We start from the raw sequence: 18,356 nt of genomic DNA, 5'->3' as shown, positions 1-18,356 counted from the left end.
TTTCCCCAGCTCAATCCCCAAACGTGAAGGCGCCAATGCATGTCGCCAAAAGGGCGTACCGGTTTGGGAAAACGACATGCATGAAAACAAGCGGTTAAAGCGCGCAGCTCGAATCGGTTCGATGCTGCGCGTTTCAGGGCTGCCTGGAGGCCTTGTAGACGTTGACGCCGAGCTCGCGGATCTTCTTGCGCAGCGTGTTACGGTTTAGGCCCAAGAGCTCGGCCGCCTTGATCTGGTTGCCGCGCGTTGCGGTCATCGAGGCCAGCACCAGCGGATATTCGACCTCGGCGAGTATGCGCTGGTAAAGCCCGGATGGCGGCAGTTCGCCGGCAAAGGACGCGAAATAGCGCTGCAGGAAATGCTCGACCRCCTGGCCGATCGACAGATCGTCGGGGATAAGCGGGCCGACGCCCGGCACCACTGGCCTTTCGCCGGTCTTGAGCTCGGCCTCGATGATCTCGGCCGAAATCTCGTCCTGTGAATAGAGCGCGGCGAGCCGGCGCACGAGGTTTTCCAGCTCGCGCACATTGCCGGGCCAAGGGTAGCGCTTCATCAGCTCGATGCCGCCCGCCGAAATGCGCTTGGTCTGCAGGCCTTCGCTGGCGCCCTGCTTGAAGAAGTGCCGCACAAGGTCGGGAACGTCTTCCGACCGTTCGCGCAGCGCCGGCAGCCTCAGCGGCACGACATTCAGGCGGTAGAACAGGTCCTCGCGGAACAGTCCCTGGTTGATCAGCGTCCTCAGATCCTTGTTGGTCGCGGCTACGATGCGAACATCGGTCTTGATCGGCGTTCGGCCGCCGACGGTCGTGTATTCGCCCTGCTGCAGCACGCGCAGCAGGCGCGTCTGCGCCTCCATCGGCATGTCGCCGATCTCGTCGAGGAACAGCGTGCCGCCTTCGGCCTGCTCGAAACGGCCGGTGGAGCGGTTCTGAGCGCCGGTGAAGGCGCCCTTCTCATGGCCGAAAAGCTCCGATTCGATCAGGTCGCGGGGGATCGCGGCCATGTTGATCGCCACGAACGGCCCGCCGCGGCGGCGGCCATATTCGTGCAGCGCACGCGCCACCAGTTCCTTGCCGGTTCCGGATTCGCCGCTGATCATCACCGTCAGGTCGGTCTGCATCATGCGCGCCAGCATGCGGTAGATGTCCTGCATGGCGGCCGAGCGGCCGACCAGCGGCATCGTCTCCGGTTGTTCCTCCGCACGCGAATCGAGCTTCGGCCGCTTCGGCTCGGCCAGCGCCCGGTTGACGATGTTGAGCAGCTCAGTGAGGTCGAAAGGCTTCGGCAGGTATTCGTAGGCGCCGGTCTCGGAGGCGCGGATGGCGGTCATGAAAGTGTTCTGTGCGCTCATGACGATGACCGGCAGTTCCGGCCGCGCCTTCTTGATGCGTGGCAGCATGTCGAAGGCATTCTCGTCGGGCATCACCACGTCGGTGATGACGAGATCCCCCTCACCGGCCGCCACCCAGCGCCACAGCGTCGAGGCGTTCGAGGTGACGCGCACGTCATGGCCGACGCGCGACAGCGCCTGGTTCAGCACGGTGCGGATGGCCGCATCGTCGTCGGCGACGAGGATATTGCCGCGAGCGGTCATTTGCGGTCTCCTTCAGCTTCGTCGCCTGAGGTGGGCGAAGTCTCCTTCCAGGCCGGCATCAGGACGCGGAAGGTGGTTCCGCGCGGCGTCGAATCGCATTCGATGATGCCGCCATGCTCGCCGACGATCTTGGCCACCAGCGCCAGTCCCAGGCCTGAGCCGTTCGGCTTGGTGGTGATGAACGGATCGAAGAGAATCGGCAGGATGTCTTCGGAAACGCCGGGGCCGTTGTCATGCACGCAGAATTCCAGCGGCAGCGAAACACGGTCCGGCGTTCCCGGCACGGAAACGCGAATGCCCGGCCGGAAAGCCGTCGACAGCACGATCTCGCCTTGCGGGTCGGCGCCGATCGCCTCGGCGGCGTTCTTGACCAGATTGAGGAACACTTGGATCAGCTGATCGCGGTTGGCATAGACCGGAGGAAGCGATGGATCATACTCCTCCAAAATCTTGATTTTTTTCGCAAAGCCGTTCTTTGCGATCGCCTTCACATGGTCGAGCACGACGTGGATGTTGACGGGAAAGCGCTCGATCGGCCGCTCGTCGGAAAACACCTCCATACGGTCGACTWGCGAGACGATGCGGTCGGTCTCGTCGGTGATCAGCCTCGTCAGTGCGCGGTCCTCGTCGGAGGCCGACAATTCGAGCAATTGCGCCGCGCCGCGGATGCCGGAAAGCGGGTTCTTGATCTCATGCGCCAGCATGGCCGCCAAACCGGTGACCGAACGCGCAGCGCCGCGATGCGTCATCTGGCGGTCGATCTTGTCGGCCATCGACCGTTCCTGGAACATCACCACGACCRAGCCAGGAAACTCCGGCACCGGCGCGACATAGAGATCGACCATCTTTTCGATGCCGAGTCGCGGCGAGGAGACGTCGACGCGGTATTCATTGACCGGCGCGCGGCGCTCGCGCACCTGGTCGACCAGCGTCAGCAGCGGGCTGCCGAACGGCACCAGCTTGGACAGAGTGTTGCGCGCAAGCATGGTCGCGCTGGAGCGGAAGAAGTCCTCGGCATCCGCATTGGCGAAAGTGATGAAGCCATCGGGGTCGACCATGATGACCGGGCGGCGGATGGTGTTGAGCACGATGTTGGCGGCGTCCGCCATGTCGGCTGACTGTGGGAGGCTCGCCTTCATGCCGCGCTCCGAAGCTCGGTCGGCGCATCGGTAAGCGCCTCGCGCAGTCCACGGATGACCTCCGCCGGCTGGAAAGATGTGAGGATCAGCTTGCGCTGTTCGGCGGAAACGTCGGGCGCATGCCGCTCGAGATACCAGCCGAGATGCTTGCGCGCCTGGCGCAGCCCGCTTTCGATGCCATAGAGCGAGAGCATGTCCTCGTAGTGGGCAACGAGATAGTCGGCGAGTGCTTGCGGGGTTTCGGGGACGCCGTACGCGGATATGCTAGCGGCGGCCGCCGCCGCGATGCTGCCGGCGATCCACGGCGCGCCGTAATGAGCACGACCGACCATCACCGCGTCGGCGCCAGACTGTTCGAGGATTGTCGCCGCGTCCTCCGGCGAGCCGACATCGCCATTGGCCACCACCGGGATCGAGACCGCCTGCTTGACGCGCGCTATGGCGCGCCAGTCGGCCTTGCCCTGGTAGAACTGGCAGCGCGTGCGGCCATGCACGGTCACCATGCGCACGCCCGCCTGTTCGGCGCGGCGCGCCAGCATCGGCGCATTGAGCGCGCCTTCGTCCCAGCCGAGCCGCATCTTGACCGTTACCGGCACGGAAACGGCGCCGACCACCGCATCGATCAGCGAGAGCGCGTGGTCGAGATCGCGCATCAGTGCCGAACCAGCATAGCCGCCCGTCACCTTCTTTGCCGGGCAGCCCATGTTGATGTCGATGATGTCGGCGCCCTCGCCTGCCGCGATTCGAGCGCCCTCAGCCATGTGCTGGGCTTCGCGGCCGGCAAGCTGCACCATGTGGACGGGCAGGCCGGAATGGCGGATGCGCAGGTCGCAGCCGGCCCTGCCCTTGGCCAGTTCGCCGCTTGCCACCATTTCCGACACGACCAGGCCGGCGCCATGCGCATAGGCGCGCTGCCGGAACGGCTCGTCGGTGATGCCCGACATCGGCGCAAGGAATACGCGGTTGCGGATCCTCACACGGCCAATTTCCAGAGGCGAAGCCAAAGCGGTCAATTCAGGCATGCACAAAAACCAAGCATATTTGATTGGTGCACATTCTATGGCCAGAAGCAAGCCATTGTGCAACGCGCAATGACGCCACATTGAGGCGCATTTTGGAAAATGCTGGCCTTCCACTTGAGGCGCGACTAAGCCTCTCGCCATGACGGACTCCGATACAAAACTAGCGGGCGCCAGGGACGACAAGGTCGGCGTGGTTATCGTCGCCGCCGGGCGCGGCGCGCGCGCGGGGCAGGCCGACGGGCCGAAGCAGTATCAGCGCATCGGCGGCCGCGCCGTCATCGCTCATACGCTGGAAAAGTTCCTGTCGCACCCGAAGGTCGGCCCGGTGGTCGTGGCGATCCATGCCGATGATCGCGAGCTCTTCGAGCGCGCGGCCGGAGCCGATGCGGGGCGCGTTGTCACAGTCACCGGCGGTGCCTCCCGCCAGGCCTCGGTCCGGCTCGGGCTCCTTGCGCTGCGGGAACAGGCGCCGGCAAAGGTGCTGGTGCATGACGCGGTGCGCCCGTTCGTCGATGCCGGGCTGATCGACCGCACCGTCGAGGMCATCGGCGAGCGCCAGGGAGCGCTGCCCGCTCTGCCCGTCGCCGACACGCTGAAGCGGGAATCCGTTGCCGGCATGATCGAGGAGACCGTGTCGCGGGCCGGCCTTCACGCCGCGCAGACGCCGCAGGGTTYTCCGTTCTGGCCGTTGCTCGCGGCGCACGAGAAGGCGCATCATCTGGGCAAGACGGAATTCACCGACGATGCGGCGATTGCCGAATGGGCGCATATTCCGGTGAAGATCGTCACCGGCTCGCCGGACAATGTGAAGCTTACCTGGGCAAGGGATATTGCGATGGCCGACCAGCGGCTCTCCAACGCGCTGCCGCGCTTTCCGGACATCCGCACCGGCAACGGCTATGACGTGCATGCTTTCGAAGCCGGCGACCATGTCACGCTGTGCGGCGTTACCATTCCGCACACCCAAAAGCTCTCCGGCCATTCCGACGCCGATGTCGGGCTTCATGCGCTGACCGATGCGCTGCTTGCCACCTGCGGCGCCGGCGACATCGGCACGCATTTCCCGCCGTCGGACCCGCAATGGAAAGGTGTCGCCTCGAAGATCTTTGTGGAACACGCGGCGAAGCTGGTGCGCGAACGCGGTGGCCGCATCGCCAATGCCGACATCACGCTGATCTGCGAGGCGCCGCGTGTCGGGCCGCATCGCGATGCAATGACGGCGGCGCTGGCGGCGATGCTCGGCATTGCGCCGGAGCGCATTTCGATCAAGGCGACGACCAACGAGAAGCTCGGCTTTGTCGGGCGTGGCGAAGGCATAGCGGCGATCGCTACCGCCAGCGTCGTTTATCCGGGAGACGTGCCGGCATGAGCAACGCCGAACTCGCCAATGCCCTGCTTCAGGCCTGCCAGCAGCGCGGCATCATGCTGGCGACCGCCGAAAGCTGCACAGGCGGCATGATCATCGCGGCACTCACCGACATTGCCGGTTCGTCCGCCGTGGTCGACCGCGGTTTCATCACCTATTCAAACGAAGCCAAGATGGAGATGCTCGGTGTCTCCGCCGCAACCCTCGAGGCGCATGGTTCGGTCTCCGGCGAGACGGCCAAGGAGATGGCCGTGGGCGCGTTGGCGCATTCGCGCGCGACCCTTTCCCTGGCAGTCACCGGCATTGCCGGCCCGAGCGGCGGGTCGGCGGAAAAGCCGGTCGGCCTCGTCTGGTTCGGGGTAGCACTTGCCGGCCAGCCGATCGTCGTCGAGCGCCAGCTGTTCAGTCATAAGGGGCGCGAATTCATCCGCCACGAGACGGTGCGGCACGCGTTACACCTCGGGCTGCGCGCCCTTGGTGAAGACCGCGCGGGGTGAAGATCAGGCGGTCTTGACGCCGTAGATCAGGTTTGCCCGCTTCTCGAAAGCCTCCGAGAACATGCGGAAGGCACGGTCGAACATCGTGCCCATCAGCGCGCCGAGAATGCGGCTCTTGAACTCGTAGTCGATGAAGAAATGCACCTCGCTGCCGCCGTCGGCCGGATCGAAGCGCCAGACGTTGCTGAGATATTTGAACGGGCCGTCGATATATTTGACGTCGATGGCGTTCTCGTCGGGCTTCAGGAGCACCTGCGTCGTAAAGGTCTCGCGGATCGCCTTGTAGCCGATGCTCATATCGGCGACGAGAATGGTGCGGCCGTCGCGCTCCTTGCGCGAGCGCACAGTCAGCGCCTCGCAGAGCGGCAGGAATTGCGGATAGGCCTCGACATCCGCCACCAGCGCGAACATCTGTTGCGGCGTATAGGCGACGCGGCGGGTGGCTTCGAATTTCGGCATCGAACCGGTCAGCCGGCTTTCTTGAGCTGCGCCTCGCGCGCAGCACGCAGCCTGGCGAAGTCTTCGCCGGCGTGGTGCGAGGAACGCGTCAGCGGGCTCGATGCCATCAGCAGAAAGCCCTTCGTCTTGCCGATCGTCTCGTAGGACTTGAACTCGTCCGGCGTGACGAAGCGGATCACTGGGTGATGCTTCTTCGAAGGCTGCAGATACTGGCCGATGGTCATGAAGTCGACATTGGCAGAACGCAGGTCGTCCATCAGCTGCAGGACCTCGTTCCGCTCCTCGCCGAGGCCGACCATGATGCCTGACTTGGTGAAGATCGACGGGTCGAGTTCCTTGACCCGCTGCAAGAGTCGGATCGAATGGAAGTAGCGGGCGCCCGGCCGGACCGTCAGGTAGTTCGACGGCACGGTTTCCAGATTGTGGTTGAAGACGTCCGGCTTGGCGGCAACGACGATCTCAAGCGCGCCGTCCTTGCGCAGGAAGTCTGGCGTCAGGATCTCGATCGTCGTCGCAGGGGCAGCCGCGCGGATGGCGTGGATGACGTCGGCGAAATGYTGCGCACCGCCATCGGCAAGATCGTCGCGGTCGACCGACGTGATGACGACGTGGCTGAGGCCCATCTGTTTGACCGCATGCGCGACGCGCGCCGGCTCATCCGGATCGAGCGCCGTCGGGATGCCGGTGGCGACGTTGCAGAAGGCGCAGGCGCGCGTGCAGATCTCGCCCATGATCATGAAGGTGGCGTGCTTCTTGTCCYAGCATTCGCCGATGTTCGGGCAGCCGGCCTCCTCGCACACCGTGACCAGCTTGTGCGATTTCACGATCTCGCGCGTCTCGGCATAGCCTTTCGATACCGGCGCCTTGACGCGGATCCAGTCCGGCTTGCGCAGTACCTCCTGGTCCGGCCTGTGCGCCTTCTCCGGATGCCGCGGGCGCGGCGCGTTGGCGATCGTATCGAGAACAGTGACCATCTCAAACCCTTCGCGGYCGCTGGCGACGCGACCGCCTGTCTGCGTCATCTAGGACTTTTCGGAGCAAAGAAAAAGGCCRCGCCGGCGCATGCCGCCACGGCCATTTTCGCATAGCGGAGCTCGTCGGGGCTCAGCGCCGCACCAGCCGACCTACAAAGATCAGCAGGCAGGCGCCGATGAAGCCGGTGATCAGATAGGCAAGCCAGCCGACGCCGAAAGACTGGACATGGAGAGCTTGCAGGATCGCGTTGAGCACGATCGCGCCGACGATGCCCAGGATGATGTTCATGAAGATGCCGGTGTTGCTCTTCATGACCATCTCGGCGAACCATCCGGCCAAGCCGCCGATGATGATGGCTGCAACCCARCCCACGCCATTCACGTCCATATGCCAACTCCTCCTCGATCAGGTGAAAATGCATCCGGATACGAACTGCCTTGCCGTCAGAGCCCTCCGGCGCTCGCGTCTGAGTCTCGCGAGGCCAATCTATCACCGATTGGCGATTTATCACGCGTTCAAAGCGCGGCCATAGGCGTCGAGCACGCTTTCCTTCATCATCTCCGACAGGGTCGGATGCGGGAAGATCGTGTGCATCAGCTCTTCCTCGGTGGTCTCCAGGTTCATCGCCACCACGAAGCCCTGGATGAGCTCGGTCACCTCGGCGCCGATCATATGCGCGCCGAGGAGCTGGCCGGTCTTCTTGTCGAAGATGGTCTTGACGAAGCCTTGGTCCTCGCCGAGCGCGATGGCCTTGCCATTGGCGCCGAACTGGAAGCGRCCGACGCGGATGTCCTTGCCTTCGGCCTTGGCCCTGGCTTCGGTCAGGCCGACCGAGGCGACCTGCGGGCTGCAATAGGTGCAGCCGGGGATTTTCAGCTTGTCGATGGCATGCACGCCGGGGAAATTGGCGATCTTCTCGACGCAGACCACGCCCTCATGCTCGGCCTTGTGGGCCAGCATGGGCGGTCCGGCCACATCGCCGATGGCGTAAATGCCGGGCACATTCGTCTTGCCGTAGCCGTCGACGACGACGCAGCCGCGCTCGGTCTTCACGCCGAGCGCCTCGAGGCCGAGGTTTTCGATGTTGCCTTGGACGCCGACGGCCGAGATCATGCGGTCGGCGGTGATCTTCTCGACCTTGCCGTCCTTCGTCTCGACATGGGCGGTGATCGAATTGGCGCCCTTTTCGACCTTCGTCACCTTGGCCTCGAGCAGGATCTTCATCCCTTGCTTCTCGAACTGCTTCTGCGCGAATTTCGAGACCTCGGCGTCCTCGATCGGCATCACCGCCGGCAACAGTTCCACGACGGTCACGTCGGCGCCCATGGTGCGGTAGAAGGAAGCGAATTCGATGCCGATCGCGCCCGACCCCATCACGACAAGCGACTTCGGCATCTCCTTCGGCACCATCGCTTCGAAATAGGTCCAGATCAGTTTGCCGTCCGGCTCGATGCCGGGCAGTGCGCGCGGTCTGGCGCCGGTGGCGAGGATGATATGCTTGGCGGCGTAGGTGCCCTCGCCCTTGACGCCCTTCGGCACCGGCGGCTGCGGTTCCATCGGCTTCTTGGCGGTCTTGGAGACCACGATCTCTCCCGGTTTGTCACCAGAAGGAGCCTTCGAAAGCTTCGCCTCGCCCCAGATGACGTCGACCTTGTTCTTTTTCATCAGGAAGCCGACGCCGCCATTCAGCCTCAGGGATACTTTGCGCGAGCGGTCGACAACGGCGGCCGTGTCGGGGCTGACCTTGCCGTCCAGCTTCAGCCCATAGTCCTTGAGATGGTCGGAATAGTGCATGATCTCGGCCGAGCGCAGCAGCGCCTTGGTCGGGATGCAGCCCCAGTTCAGGCAGATGCCGCCAAGATGCTCGCGCTCGACGATCGCCGTCTTGAAGCCGAGTTGGGCCGAACGCACCGCGGTCACATAGCCGCCGGGGCCTGAGCCGATGATGATGACGTCGTAGGATTCAGCCATTTTACGGTCCTTGTTGAAGCGTGGCTTTACCGAAAGAAGGGTCCGGTATCGAATACGGCTCGTATCTCAGTATTGAAGGCGTGAAAGCTGGCTCTTGCATCACTGTTGAAAGTGCATCGGAAATCCAGAGCCCCATCAACGCGCAGCCGGCAACAAGTCGACTTCGGCGGCCCTGCCAATGCACTGCCAACCAAATGCCAACGATCAGGCTTGCGCTGACTATCATGTGGCTAACATCACGCGCACGAGCGGGGCCAGCGCCCGGCCGATCCGCCGCGTGTTTTCGGCATCGAGATGGACGCCGTCGAGCGGCGTTGTCGTCGCCACGGTGCCTGCATCGAAGAAGCCGCAGCCGGCCTCGTCAGCCAGCGCCGAATATTGCGGCGGCAACCGCTTCGAGGCGTCGTCGCCGCCGGCGAACATTTCCTTGAATTCGGCATTGTCGGTGCGCGTGACCGCGGGCGGAGCGACGATGAGGATCTGCGGCGCCGGCCAGTCGAACGGATAGTCATGGCCGCGCACGATATTGATTAGCCGTTCCATTCCCTGCCTGGCGGCGACCGGATTGCCGTGGATCCACGGCTTCATGTCGTTGGCGCCGAGCATGAAGATGATCAGGTCGAGCGGGGCGTGCGTCGTGAGGATTGTCGGCAGCGTCCGCGCGCCGTTGCGGTCGGCCCCGGTCAGGTGGTCGTCGAAGGCGGTGGTGCGGCCGTTCAAGCCCTCGGCGATGACCTCGACGCCCTCGCCGAGCGCCGCCTTGAGCACGCTCGGCCAGCGGTCTTCCAGCGCATGGCGGCCGAGGCTGGCCGCGTCATATCCCCAGGTCAGCGAGTCGCCGTAGCAGAGAATTGTCTTCATGCGGCTGCCCCACCGAAATCTGACTGCGAGCGCCTGACACGCCGGCATGCGAACAGCGCGCCGGCGGGGCCGGAAATGACGAAGGCGAAAAGGCTGGTGAAGAATGTCCGCACCGCCTTTTTCCCTTCCTAGACCAGCATGCCCATTGKATTCTCGATGATGCGTTTGAAGGCGCCGAGCAACTCCGCGCCGAGCGCTCCGTCGACGGCACGGTGATCGGTGGACAACGTCACCGACATCATGGTGGCGATCTTGATCTCGCCCTTCTTCACCACCGCGCGCTCTTCGCCCGCGCCGACCGCAAGGATGGTCGCATGCGGAGGGTTGATGACGGCGGCGAAGTCCTTGACGCTGAACATGCCGAGATTGGACACCGCCGTGGTGCCGCCCTGGTATTCCTCGGGCTTCAGCTTGCGGCTGCGGGCGCGGCTCGCCAGGTCCTTCATCTCGTTGGAGATGGTGGATAGCGTCTTCTCGTCGGCGCGGCGGATGATCGGCGTGATCAGGCCGCCGGGGATCGACACCGCGACGCCGACATCGGCGTGCTTGTGCTTGACCATGGCGTTGTCGGTCCATGAGGCATTGGCTTCCGGCACCGCCATCAGCGCCATCGCCATCGCCTTGATCACCATGTCGTTGACCGAGAGCTTGTAGGCCGGAACCTCGCCCTTGTCGGTCTTCTTCGTCGGCGCCGCCGCGTTGAGCTGCGTGCGCAGCGCCAGCAGCGCGTCGAGCTCGCAGTCGAGCGTCAGGTAGAAATGCGGGATTGTGCTCTTGGCCTCGACAAGGCGGCGCGCAATGGTCTTGCGCATGTTGTCGTGCGGGACGAGCTCGTAGGAGCCTTCCGCGAACAGCTTCAGCACCTGGTCGTCCGACATCGGCTTCGCGACCGGAGCGGCTGCCGGTGCCTCGGCCGGTGCCTTGGCGGCGGGTGCCGCCTTGGCGCCGCCGGAAGCGATTGCCGCCTCGACATCGGCCTTCACCACCCGCCCATGCGGGCCGGAACCGGCCAGTGCCGCGACGTCGATTCCGGCATCCTTGGCGATGCGACGCGCCAGCGGCGACGCGAACACACGCTCGCCGCCGGCATGGCCGTTGGCGACTGGAGCGGCCTCGGCTTTCGCTGGTGCCGGCGCTGCGGCTGGTGCCGCCTTCGGCGCTTCCTTAGGCGCCTCGGCTTTCGCAGCGTCTGCTTTCGGAGCTTCCGTCTTGGGCGCAGCACCGCCGTCGGCTTTCGCGGCGGCACTGGCATCCTCGCCTTCACCGGCCAGGATGGCGATCACCGCGTTCACCTTGACGCCTTCGGTGCCGGCCGGAACGATGAGCTTGGCGACCGTGCCCTCATCGACAGCCTCGACTTCCATCGTCGCCTTGTCGGTCTCGATCTCCGCGATCACGTCGCCGGGCGAAACCTTATCACCCTCCTTGACCAGCCACTTGGCAAGATTGCCCTCTTCCATCGTGGGCGACAGGGCCGGCATGGTGATGTTGATTGGCATCGCTCACTCCTGGATGAATTTGAACAGGCCGCGCATGACCGTCAGCGTGGCGACGATGAAGACCGGCGGCAGGACGCCGAGGTGGAAACTGCTTTTGCTCATTTCCAGGCTCATCATGCCGCCCGTCTGGTCGACCTGGGCGGAGCCCGTCGCAACAGTTGCCAGAACAAGCGAAGCGACACCGCTGAGCATCAGCAGGATCGCATCGAATTTGCCTGTCAGCGAGCGCACCAGAAAAGCAAGCCCGACGGTCGGTGCGATGACGGCGGCCAAAACCCAGAAGGACGGCATCGGCGTCATTCCTTACCGATAGGTGACGGCTTTGACTGCCTCGACGACCTCGCCGACATTGGGCAGGGCCAGCTTTTCGAGGTTTGCCGCATAGGGCATCGGCACGTCCTTGCCGGCGATGGTGATGACCGGCGCATCGAGGAAGTCGARGGCGCGCTGCGAGACCTGGCTGGCGATGTGGTCGCCGACCGAGCTCTGCGGGAAGCCTTCCTCCACCACCACCAGCCGGTTGGTCTTCTTGACCGAGGTGATGACGGTGTCGAAGTCGAGCGGCCGGACGGTTCTCAGATCGATGATCTCGGCGTCGATGCCCATGCCGCGCAGTTCGGCTTCCGCCTTGACGGCGTAGGTCATGCCGATGCCGAAGGAGACGATGGTGACGTCCTTGCCCTGCTTATGCACGCGCGCCTTGCCGATCGGCAGCACGAAATCGTCGAGTTTAGGCACGTCGAAGGACTGGCCGTAGAGGATCTCGTTCTCGAGGAAGATGACCGGGTTCGGATCGCGGATCGCCGCCTTGAGCAGGCCCTTGGCGTCGGCGGCCGTATACGGCATCACCACCTTCAGGCCGGGGATATGGCTGTACCAGGCGGCATAGCACTGCGAATGCTGCGCGGCGACTCTGGCCGCGGCGCCGTTCGGGCCACGGAACACGATCGGCGCGCCCATCTGGCCGCCGGACATATAGAGGGTCTTGGCGGCCGAGTTGATGATCTGGTCGATCGCCTGCATGGCGAAGTTGAAGGTCATGAACTCGACGATCGGCTTGAGGCCGGCCATCGCCGCGCCGACACCGACGCCGGCAAAGCCATGCTCGGTGATCGGCGTGTCGACAACGCGCCGGGGCCCGAATTCCTGCAGCAGGCCTTGCGTGATCTTGTAGGCGCCCTGGTACTCGGCAACCTCCTCACCCATGACGAAGACGTCGCCGTCGCGGCGCATTTCCTCAGCCATGGCGTCGCGGAGCGCCTCGCGCACCGTGGTCGAGACCATTTCAGTGCCGGCGGGAATGTCCGGATCGGCGGCAATCTCTGCCTTGGGCGCGGCAGCGACGGGCGCAGCCGGCGCCTTCTCTTCCTTCGCGGCGGGCGCCTCGGCCTTTGCCGGAGCCTCCGCCTTGGCCGGAGCGGTCGCCTTGTCGACATCGGCGGTGCTCTCGCCGTCCTGCAAAAGCACGGCGATCGGCGTGTTGACCTTGACGCCTTCGGTGCCGGCGGCGACCAGGATCTTGCCGAGCGTGCCTTCATCGACGGCTTCGACTTCCATGGTCGCCTTGTCGGTCTCGATCTCGGCGATCACGTCACCGGCAACGACCTTGTCACCTTCGTTCTTCAGCCATTTGGCCAGATTGCCCTCTTCCATCGTCGGCGAGAGCGCGGGCATGAGAATTTCGATCGGCATGTCCTGGCCCTCTCCTTAAAGCAGCACGTCGGTCCAGAGCTCGGACGGATCCGGCTCGGCATCGTTCTGGGCGAATTCGGCGGCGTCGGCGACGACGTCGCGAACCTCCTTGTCGATGGCCTTGAGTTCGTCCTCGCTCGCCCACTTCTTGTCGAGCAAGCGCACCCTGACCTGTTCGATCGGGTCACGCTCGGAGCGCATCTTCTGCACCTCTTCCTTGGAGCGATACTTCGCCGGATCGGACATCGAGTGGCCGCGATAGCGATAGGTCTGCATTTCGAGGATCAGCGGGCCGTTGCCGGCGCGGCACCATTCGGCGGCGATGTCGCCGGCCGCCTTCACGGCGCGGACGTCCATGCCGTCCACCTGGATGCCCGGGATCTTGAAGGAGGCGCCGCGATGCGAGAAATCCGTCTCCGCCGACGAGCGCGACACGGACGTGCCCATGGCATAGCGGTTGTTCTCGATGATGTAGATCACCGGCAGCTTCCACAGCGAGGCCATGTTGAAGCTTTCGTAGACCTGGCCCTGGTTGGCCGCGCCGTCGCCGAAATAGGTGAGCGTGACGTTCTTGTTGTCGCGGTAGCGGTTGGCGAAGGCAAGGCCGGTGCCGAGCGACACCTGCGCGCCGACGATGCCGTGGCCGCCAAAGAAATGCTTCTCCTTGGAGAACATGTGCATGGAGCCGCCCTTGCCTTTCGACAGGCCGCCGCGGCGGCCGGTGAGCTCGGCCATGACGCCGCGCGGCGACAGTTCCATCGCCAGCATATGGCCGTGGTCGCGATAGGCGGTGATCATCTGGTCGCCCTCGACCAGCGCCATCTTCATGCCGGTGACGACGGCCTCCTGGCCGATATAGAGGTGGCAGAAACCGCCGATGAAGCCCATGCCGTAGAGCTGGCCTGCCTTTTCCTCGAAGCGGCGGATGAGCAACATCTGCCGATAGGCGGAAAGCTCTTCTTCCTTGGTGAATTCGGCCGGTTTGGGCGCGGAAAGGTTCGGCTGTTTGTCGGATTTGGATTTGGCAGGCGCTTTTTTGGCGGCGGTGGCCATGCATCACTCCCTGTTGACGTCTCTTCGCGGACATTCAGGGAGATCGATCGTCTCCCCACCGATTTGGGGAAGGCTAACATGCCAAAATGCATTGCGCCATGCTGAAAAATGCATGGCTGGCATGCATCTAAGCGTTTAGAATCATTGCAAATAACGGCGATTAACCGATATTCGGTTATTTCGCCGATGTGGGCAGCATGATGGTGATTTCGTCGGGCTGGGACAGATTGAGCGCCTTTCGGGCCTGCTCGTCAAGCATGTCCTTCTCCAGCGTGCCTTCATGCATGAGCTGGACGCGGCGTTCTAAATCGATCCGGCGCGCCTTGACCGCGTCAAGCTGGGCCTGCAGTTCGGCCGCCTGGGCCTGCAGCCGATACTTGGAATAGATGCCGAACTCGCCGTGATAGGCATGGAAGCCGAAATAGGCGAGGAACAGGACGCACAGCGACGGAATGATCAGCCGGCCGGTGTTTCTCTGCTTGTGCTGACGTGTCCACATGACCCGAACCCTCGCGGCCGCGAACGCAGGCGGCTCGAGTCTCTTTTCGCCCAATTGTGCTTAATGGAGGGTTACGCTCGGTCGAAGCAGAGGGCTGCAAAACGAAAAGGGCGGGAATGACCCGCCCTTTTTGAATGGTTCGAAAAGAGGCCTGATCAGCCTTTGACCACCGACTTGCCGGCATAGCGCGCCTGCTTGCCGAGCTCTTCCTCGATGYGGATGAGCTGATTGTACTTGGCCATGCGGTCCGAGCGCGACAGCGAGCCGGTCTTGATCTGTCCGCAATTGGTGGCGACCGCGAGGTCGGCGATGGTCGAATCCTCGGTCTCGCCCGAGCGATGCGACATGACGGCGGTGTAGGCCGCCTTGTGCGCGGTCTCGACGGCATCGAGCGTCTCGGTCAGCGAGCCGATCTGGTTGACCTTGACCAGGATCGAGTTGGCGACGCCCATGCCGATGCCGTCGCGCAGCCGCGCCGTGTTGGTGACGAACAGATCGTCGCCGACGAGCTGGACCTTCTTGCCAATCAGGTCGGTGAGGATCTTCCAGCCCTCCCAGTCGTCCTCGGCAAGGCCGTCCTCGATGGTGATGATCGGATAGTCGGCAGCCAGCTTGGCGAGGTATTTCGCCTGCGCCTTCGGATCGCGGGTCTTCTTCTCGCCCTCATAGACGTAGTTGCCGTCCTTGAAGAACTCGGTCGCCGCGCAGTCGAGGCCGAGCGCAACGTCCTCGCCCGGCCTGAAACCAGCCTTCTCGATCGACTGCATGATGAAGTCGAGCGCGGCCGGCGCGCTCTTCAGGTTGGGAGCGAAGCCGCCCTCGTCGCCGACATTGGTGTTGTGGCCGGCGTCCTTCAGTTTCTTGCGCAGCGTGTGGAAGATCTCCGAACCCCAGCGAACGCCGTCGCGCAGCGTCGGCGCGCCGACCGGCAGGATCATGAATTCCTGGAAGTCGATCGGATTGTCGGCATGGGCGCCGCCATTGATGATGTTCATCATCGGCACCGGCAGGACATGCGCCTTGGTGCCACCGACATAGCGGTAAAGCGGCAGGCCGGCAGCTTCTGCGGCAGCCTTGGCGACCGCGAGCGACACGCCGAGAATGGCGTTGGCGCCGAGCCGGCTCTTATTCGGCGTGCCGTCGAGTTCGATCATCGTCTGGTCGATATGGATCTGGTTCTCGGCTTCCATGCCGCCGATCGCCTCAAAGAGCTCCCCGTTCACGGACTCGACGGCGCGCTGGACACCTTTGCCAAGATAGCGCGGTCCGCCATCGCGCAGCTCAACCGCTTCATGCGCGCCGGTCGAGGCGCCCGACGGCACCGCTGCGCGGCCCATCGAGCCGTCTTCCAGCACCACGTCGACCTCGACGGTCGGATTTCCACGGCTGTCCAGGATTTCACGCCCGACAATGTCGATGATGGCGGTCATTTGCGATGTCCCCGATTGATCGAATGAAGCGTCGCGCCCCTCTTAGCCAAAGCACCGCAAAAGGCAATCGGGCCGCCGCCGAATATTGGCGAGGGCGCGATTCACGAAGCGCAAATTTCTGTCATCATACGTCATGCGCGCCGGGCCGCTTTCTGGTCTATGATTGTGGCGCGTGGGGCGAAACACAAGGAGGGTTTCGCCATGTCCCAGTTAAGCGGTATCGTGAGTTTGATCCTGATCGCGATGGCATTCCTGACATCGTGCAACAATCAGAAACCCCCGCAAGGCTCGGTGCAAGTGCCGGCCCTTCACGCGACTGAGTAGATGTCCGGTTAGCTGAAAGGCCCCCGTCCGACGGGGGCCTTTTTGGTTCCGCAGAGAGTTTCAGTGCCAAGAGGGCCCGGGCGAGCGCACAGCCGGCTCAGTGCAGCCACTAAAGCGCGTCGCGATCTTTCAGATTCGCTCCATGCGCTTTAGGTTTTGATTTTGCGCGTGTCCTTGTCCCGAATCCGGTTCCCACTTTCGAGAGACAAGCTTTGGCCGGCGCAGGAACGGTCAGGCGCGGCCTTCGAAGTCAGTGCCCCTTCGCGACGCGGTCGAACGCCATCAGCTTTTCCAGCAAGGCCGGCATGTCCTTGAGAGGCACCATGTTCGGACCGTCGGAAGAGGTCGAGTTGTCCGGGTCATGGTGGGTCTCGATGAAGACGCCGGCAACGCCGACGGCGACAGCCGCGCAGGCAAGCGTCGCAACGAACCGGCGCTCACCCCCGGAAGACCCGCCCTGCCCGCCAGGCTGCTGCACCGAATGCGTGGCGTCAAAAATCACCGGCGCACCAATCTCGGCCATGATCGGCAGCGCACGCATGTCGGACACCAGCGTGTTGTAGCCGAAGGAGGCGCCGCGTTCGGTGGTCAGCACGTTAGGGTTGCCGGAACCCGTGACCTTGGCCACGACGTTCTTCATGTCCCAGGGAGCGAGGAACTGGCCCTTCTTCACGTTAACGACCTTGCCTGTTCGCGCCGCGGCGACCAGCATGTCGGTCTGCCGCGAAAGGAAGGCCGGGATCTGCAGCACGTCGACATGCGGAGCGACGATCGCGCATTGCTCTTCGGTGTGGACGTCCGTCAGCACGGGAATAGCAAAGGTTTTGCGCAAATCGTCGAAGATCGGCATCGCCGCTTCGAGCCCGGCGCCACGCGTGGCCGTCAGCGAGGTGCGGTTGGCCTTGTCGTAGCTTGTCTTGTAGACGAGGCCGATGCCCAGCCGCTCCGTCAGTTCCTTCAGCGCGCCGGCCATGTCGAAGGCGTGCTGGCGCGATTCAAGCTGGCAGGGGCCGGCGATCAGCGACAGCGGCGCATTGTTGGCGAAGACGACGTTGCCGACGGTTACCGATGCATTGGGCGCCAGTGACTTGTTCATGGGATCTCCCGAAAAATGAAGGTCGCGCCCTGACCGGACGCCGGCGGCACGACGATATCGCCGCCGCTCATGTTGTGTCCGATCGCATTCGCGGCAAGCAGATGCGTGACGGCGGCAGCGCTGCGGACCGAAAAAATGATGGCTGCAAAGCGCAGGTCCGAGGGTGCCCCGGCCGAAACACCGAAACGCGAGGCAAATGCGTCGGGCGTCATGGCAGTCACGGCCGCATTGGGCAACTCAAGCTTGTCGCCGTCTTCCATGTTCTTGCCGGCGGCCGTCGACACCAGCCTGATCTGACGCGAAGGCCTGTCGCTGATCGCGACGACCTCGGTGATGCCGCTCACCCCGTTCGCATGCACCTGCAGGGCCGCGCGGTCGATCTGCGGCGCGTTGATCCGCTGGCAGGCGAACAGGAATGCGTCCGTTGCCTCTTTATCGGCGGCGAATGCCAGTTTGAACGATGCTGTGTCGCTTTTCCCGGTCGCGTCGGTGAAGGCGCGCGAAAAGCTCAGCATATTGCCGGCCGACAAGCCTGTTTCGACATAGCGCGCATGGTCAGCATCGGCATCGGCCGTGGCGAGAACAACGGCGGAAAATCCTTCGTCGCCAACCCTGTCGCGGTAAAGCCGGTCGCGCGCGACGAAGACGTTGCCTTCGCCTATTGCCTGCTGGGCCGTTCTCACATCGCCGATAGCCAGTGGCTCCAGGTAAGTGCCGTCAGCGAAAAAGACGCAGGCGTTCTCGGTTCCGAAAGGATGGACGCCGGTCGGCGCGACGACAAAGCCGAGCGAAGCGAGGCGTTGCCTTGCTACCTCGAGGCTCCGTGTCGGCAGAACCAGATGGTCGAGCGGGCGGGGCGAAGTTTTGATCATACCGGCG

Annotated in this window: 18 protein-coding genes; 2 read left to right on the top strand and 16 right to left on the bottom strand. The window is 63.8% G+C overall.

Annotation, left to right across the window (positions count from 1 at the left end):
* Positions 1-133: 133 nt before the first annotated feature.
* Genes ntrC through dusB form a run of 3 tightly spaced genes read right to left on the bottom strand, consistent with a single transcriptional unit; the run spans position 134 to position 3,755 of the window.
* A complete protein-coding gene (ntrC, locus tag ORS3428_RS14995) occupies positions 134-1,594 on the bottom strand; it encodes a nitrogen regulation protein NR(I) (RefSeq protein WP_071098974.1) in 1,461 nt (486 codons plus the stop codon).
* On the bottom strand, positions 1,591-2,733 hold the full coding sequence (locus ORS3428_RS14990; protein WP_071098971.1) for a two-component system sensor histidine kinase NtrB: 1,143 nt from the start codon (positions 2,731-2,733) through the stop codon (positions 1,591-1,593). Before ORS3428_RS14990 ends, ntrC begins: the two co-directional genes overlap by 4 nt.
* Positions 2,730-3,755, bottom strand: coding sequence for a tRNA dihydrouridine synthase DusB (gene dusB, locus ORS3428_RS14985; protein WP_071098969.1), 1,026 nt, complete (start codon positions 3,753-3,755; stop codon positions 2,730-2,732). The genes ORS3428_RS14990 and dusB overlap by 4 nt, the downstream gene beginning before the upstream one ends.
* Positions 3,756-3,894: 139 nt before the next feature.
* On the opposite strand from dusB, the gene ORS3428_RS14980 reads away from it, so the two are divergent.
* Both ORS3428_RS14980 and ORS3428_RS14975 read left to right on the top strand, forming a co-directional pair.
* The gene (locus tag ORS3428_RS14980) at positions 3,895-5,124 is read left to right on the top strand and encodes a bifunctional 2-C-methyl-D-erythritol 4-phosphate cytidylyltransferase/2-C-methyl-D-erythritol 2,4-cyclodiphosphate synthase (RefSeq protein ID WP_071098966.1); all 1,230 of its coding nucleotides are present in this window, start codon (positions 3,895-3,897) and stop codon (positions 5,122-5,124) included.
* A complete protein-coding gene (locus tag ORS3428_RS14975; RefSeq protein ID WP_071098964.1) occupies positions 5,121-5,618 on the top strand; it encodes a CinA family protein in 498 nt (165 codons plus the stop codon). The genes ORS3428_RS14980 and ORS3428_RS14975 overlap by 4 nt, the downstream gene beginning before the upstream one ends.
* 3 nt (positions 5,619-5,621) lie before the next feature.
* On the opposite strand, the gene ORS3428_RS14970 is transcribed toward ORS3428_RS14975, so the two are convergent.
* From ORS3428_RS14970 to ORS3428_RS14910, 13 genes are all read right to left on the bottom strand, one after another.
* Positions 5,622-6,077 (bottom strand): type II toxin-antitoxin system RatA family toxin, encoded by a 456-nt coding sequence (locus ORS3428_RS14970; RefSeq protein ID WP_071098961.1) that lies wholly within the window; start codon positions 6,075-6,077, stop codon positions 5,622-5,624.
* Between the two features lie 8 nt (positions 6,078-6,085).
* Complete coding sequence (gene lipA, locus ORS3428_RS14965) at positions 6,086-7,051, bottom strand: lipoyl synthase (RefSeq protein WP_071099279.1); 966 nt, start codon at positions 7,049-7,051, stop codon at positions 6,086-6,088.
* 130 nt (positions 7,052-7,181) lie between these two features.
* Positions 7,182-7,439 (bottom strand): GlsB/YeaQ/YmgE family stress response membrane protein, encoded by a 258-nt coding sequence (locus ORS3428_RS14960; protein ID WP_071098959.1) that lies wholly within the window; start codon positions 7,437-7,439, stop codon positions 7,182-7,184.
* A gap of 120 nt (positions 7,440-7,559) precedes the next feature.
* The gene (gene lpdA / locus ORS3428_RS14955) at positions 7,560-9,023 is read right to left on the bottom strand and encodes a dihydrolipoyl dehydrogenase (RefSeq protein ID WP_071098957.1); all 1,464 of its coding nucleotides are present in this window, start codon (positions 9,021-9,023) and stop codon (positions 7,560-7,562) included.
* 222 nt (positions 9,024-9,245) lie between these two features.
* Positions 9,246-9,884, bottom strand: a complete 639-nt coding sequence (locus tag ORS3428_RS14950) for an SGNH/GDSL hydrolase family protein (protein ID WP_071098955.1) — start codon at positions 9,882-9,884, stop codon at positions 9,246-9,248.
* A gap of 128 nt (positions 9,885-10,012) precedes the next feature.
* Complete coding sequence (locus tag ORS3428_RS14945; RefSeq protein WP_071098953.1) at positions 10,013-11,383, bottom strand: pyruvate dehydrogenase complex dihydrolipoamide acetyltransferase; 1,371 nt, start codon at positions 11,381-11,383, stop codon at positions 10,013-10,015.
* A gap of 3 nt (positions 11,384-11,386) precedes the next feature.
* A complete protein-coding gene (locus ORS3428_RS14940; protein ID WP_131802902.1) occupies positions 11,387-11,674 on the bottom strand; it encodes a hypothetical protein in 288 nt (95 codons plus the stop codon).
* A gap of 12 nt (positions 11,675-11,686) precedes the next feature.
* Complete coding sequence (locus tag ORS3428_RS14935) at positions 11,687-13,075, bottom strand: pyruvate dehydrogenase complex E1 component subunit beta (protein WP_071098949.1); 1,389 nt, start codon at positions 13,073-13,075, stop codon at positions 11,687-11,689.
* A gap of 15 nt (positions 13,076-13,090) precedes the next feature.
* Positions 13,091-14,128, bottom strand: coding sequence for a pyruvate dehydrogenase (acetyl-transferring) E1 component subunit alpha (pdhA, locus tag ORS3428_RS14930; protein WP_071098947.1), 1,038 nt, complete (start codon positions 14,126-14,128; stop codon positions 13,091-13,093).
* Positions 14,129-14,303: 175 nt separating this feature from the next.
* A complete protein-coding gene (locus ORS3428_RS14925; RefSeq protein WP_071099278.1) occupies positions 14,304-14,627 on the bottom strand; it encodes an FtsB family cell division protein in 324 nt (107 codons plus the stop codon).
* Positions 14,628-14,782: 155 nt separating this feature from the next.
* A complete protein-coding gene (gene eno, locus ORS3428_RS14920) occupies positions 14,783-16,057 on the bottom strand; it encodes a phosphopyruvate hydratase (RefSeq protein WP_071098945.1) in 1,275 nt (424 codons plus the stop codon).
* A 574-nt stretch (positions 16,058-16,631) separates the two neighbouring features.
* Positions 16,632-17,477, bottom strand: coding sequence for a 3-deoxy-8-phosphooctulonate synthase (gene kdsA / locus ORS3428_RS14915; protein WP_071098943.1), 846 nt, complete (start codon positions 17,475-17,477; stop codon positions 16,632-16,634).
* A complete protein-coding gene (locus tag ORS3428_RS14910) occupies positions 17,474-18,349 on the bottom strand; it encodes a VOC family protein (RefSeq protein ID WP_071098941.1) in 876 nt (291 codons plus the stop codon). Before ORS3428_RS14910 ends, kdsA begins: the two co-directional genes overlap by 4 nt.
* Positions 18,350-18,356 lie beyond the last annotated feature (7 nt).

The organism is Mesorhizobium sp. ORS 3428, assembly GCF_001854785.1.
Lineage (GTDB): Bacteria > Pseudomonadota > Alphaproteobacteria > Rhizobiales > Rhizobiaceae > Mesorhizobium.
Note: the sequence above shows the minus strand (reverse complement) of the source record. Positions and strands in the feature narration are given on the sequence as shown.

Bases quoted from the DNA above. Each gene is read 5' to 3' on its own strand.
- kdsA (WP_071098943.1), bottom strand. From the start codon at position 17,477: ATGAACAAGTCACTGGCGCCCAATGCATCGGTAACCGTCGGCAACGTC.
- ORS3428_RS14940 (WP_131802902.1), bottom strand. From the start codon at position 11,674: ATGCCGTCCTTCTGGGTTTTGGCCGCCGTCATCGCACCGACCGTCGGG.
- ORS3428_RS14910 (WP_071098941.1), bottom strand. From the start codon at position 18,349: ATGATCAAAACTTCGCCCCGCCCGCTCGACCATCTGGTTCTGCCGACA.
- pdhA (WP_071098947.1), bottom strand. From the start codon at position 14,128: ATGGCCACCGCCGCCAAAAAAGCGCCTGCCAAATCCAAATCCGACAAA.
- ORS3428_RS14975 (WP_071098964.1), top strand. From the start codon at position 5,121: ATGAGCAACGCCGAACTCGCCAATGCCCTGCTTCAGGCCTGCCAGCAG.
- dusB (WP_071098969.1), bottom strand. From the start codon at position 3,755: ATGCCTGAATTGACCGCTTTGGCTTCGCCTCTGGAAATTGGCCGTGTG.
- ORS3428_RS14970 (WP_071098961.1), bottom strand. From the start codon at position 6,077: ATGCCGAAATTCGAAGCCACCCGCCGCGTCGCCTATACGCCGCAACAG.
- ORS3428_RS14950 (WP_071098955.1), bottom strand. From the start codon at position 9,884: ATGAAGACAATTCTCTGCTACGGCGACTCGCTGACCTGGGGATATGAC.
- ORS3428_RS14925 (WP_071099278.1), bottom strand. From the start codon at position 14,627: ATGTGGACACGTCAGCACAAGCAGAGAAACACCGGCCGGCTGATCATT.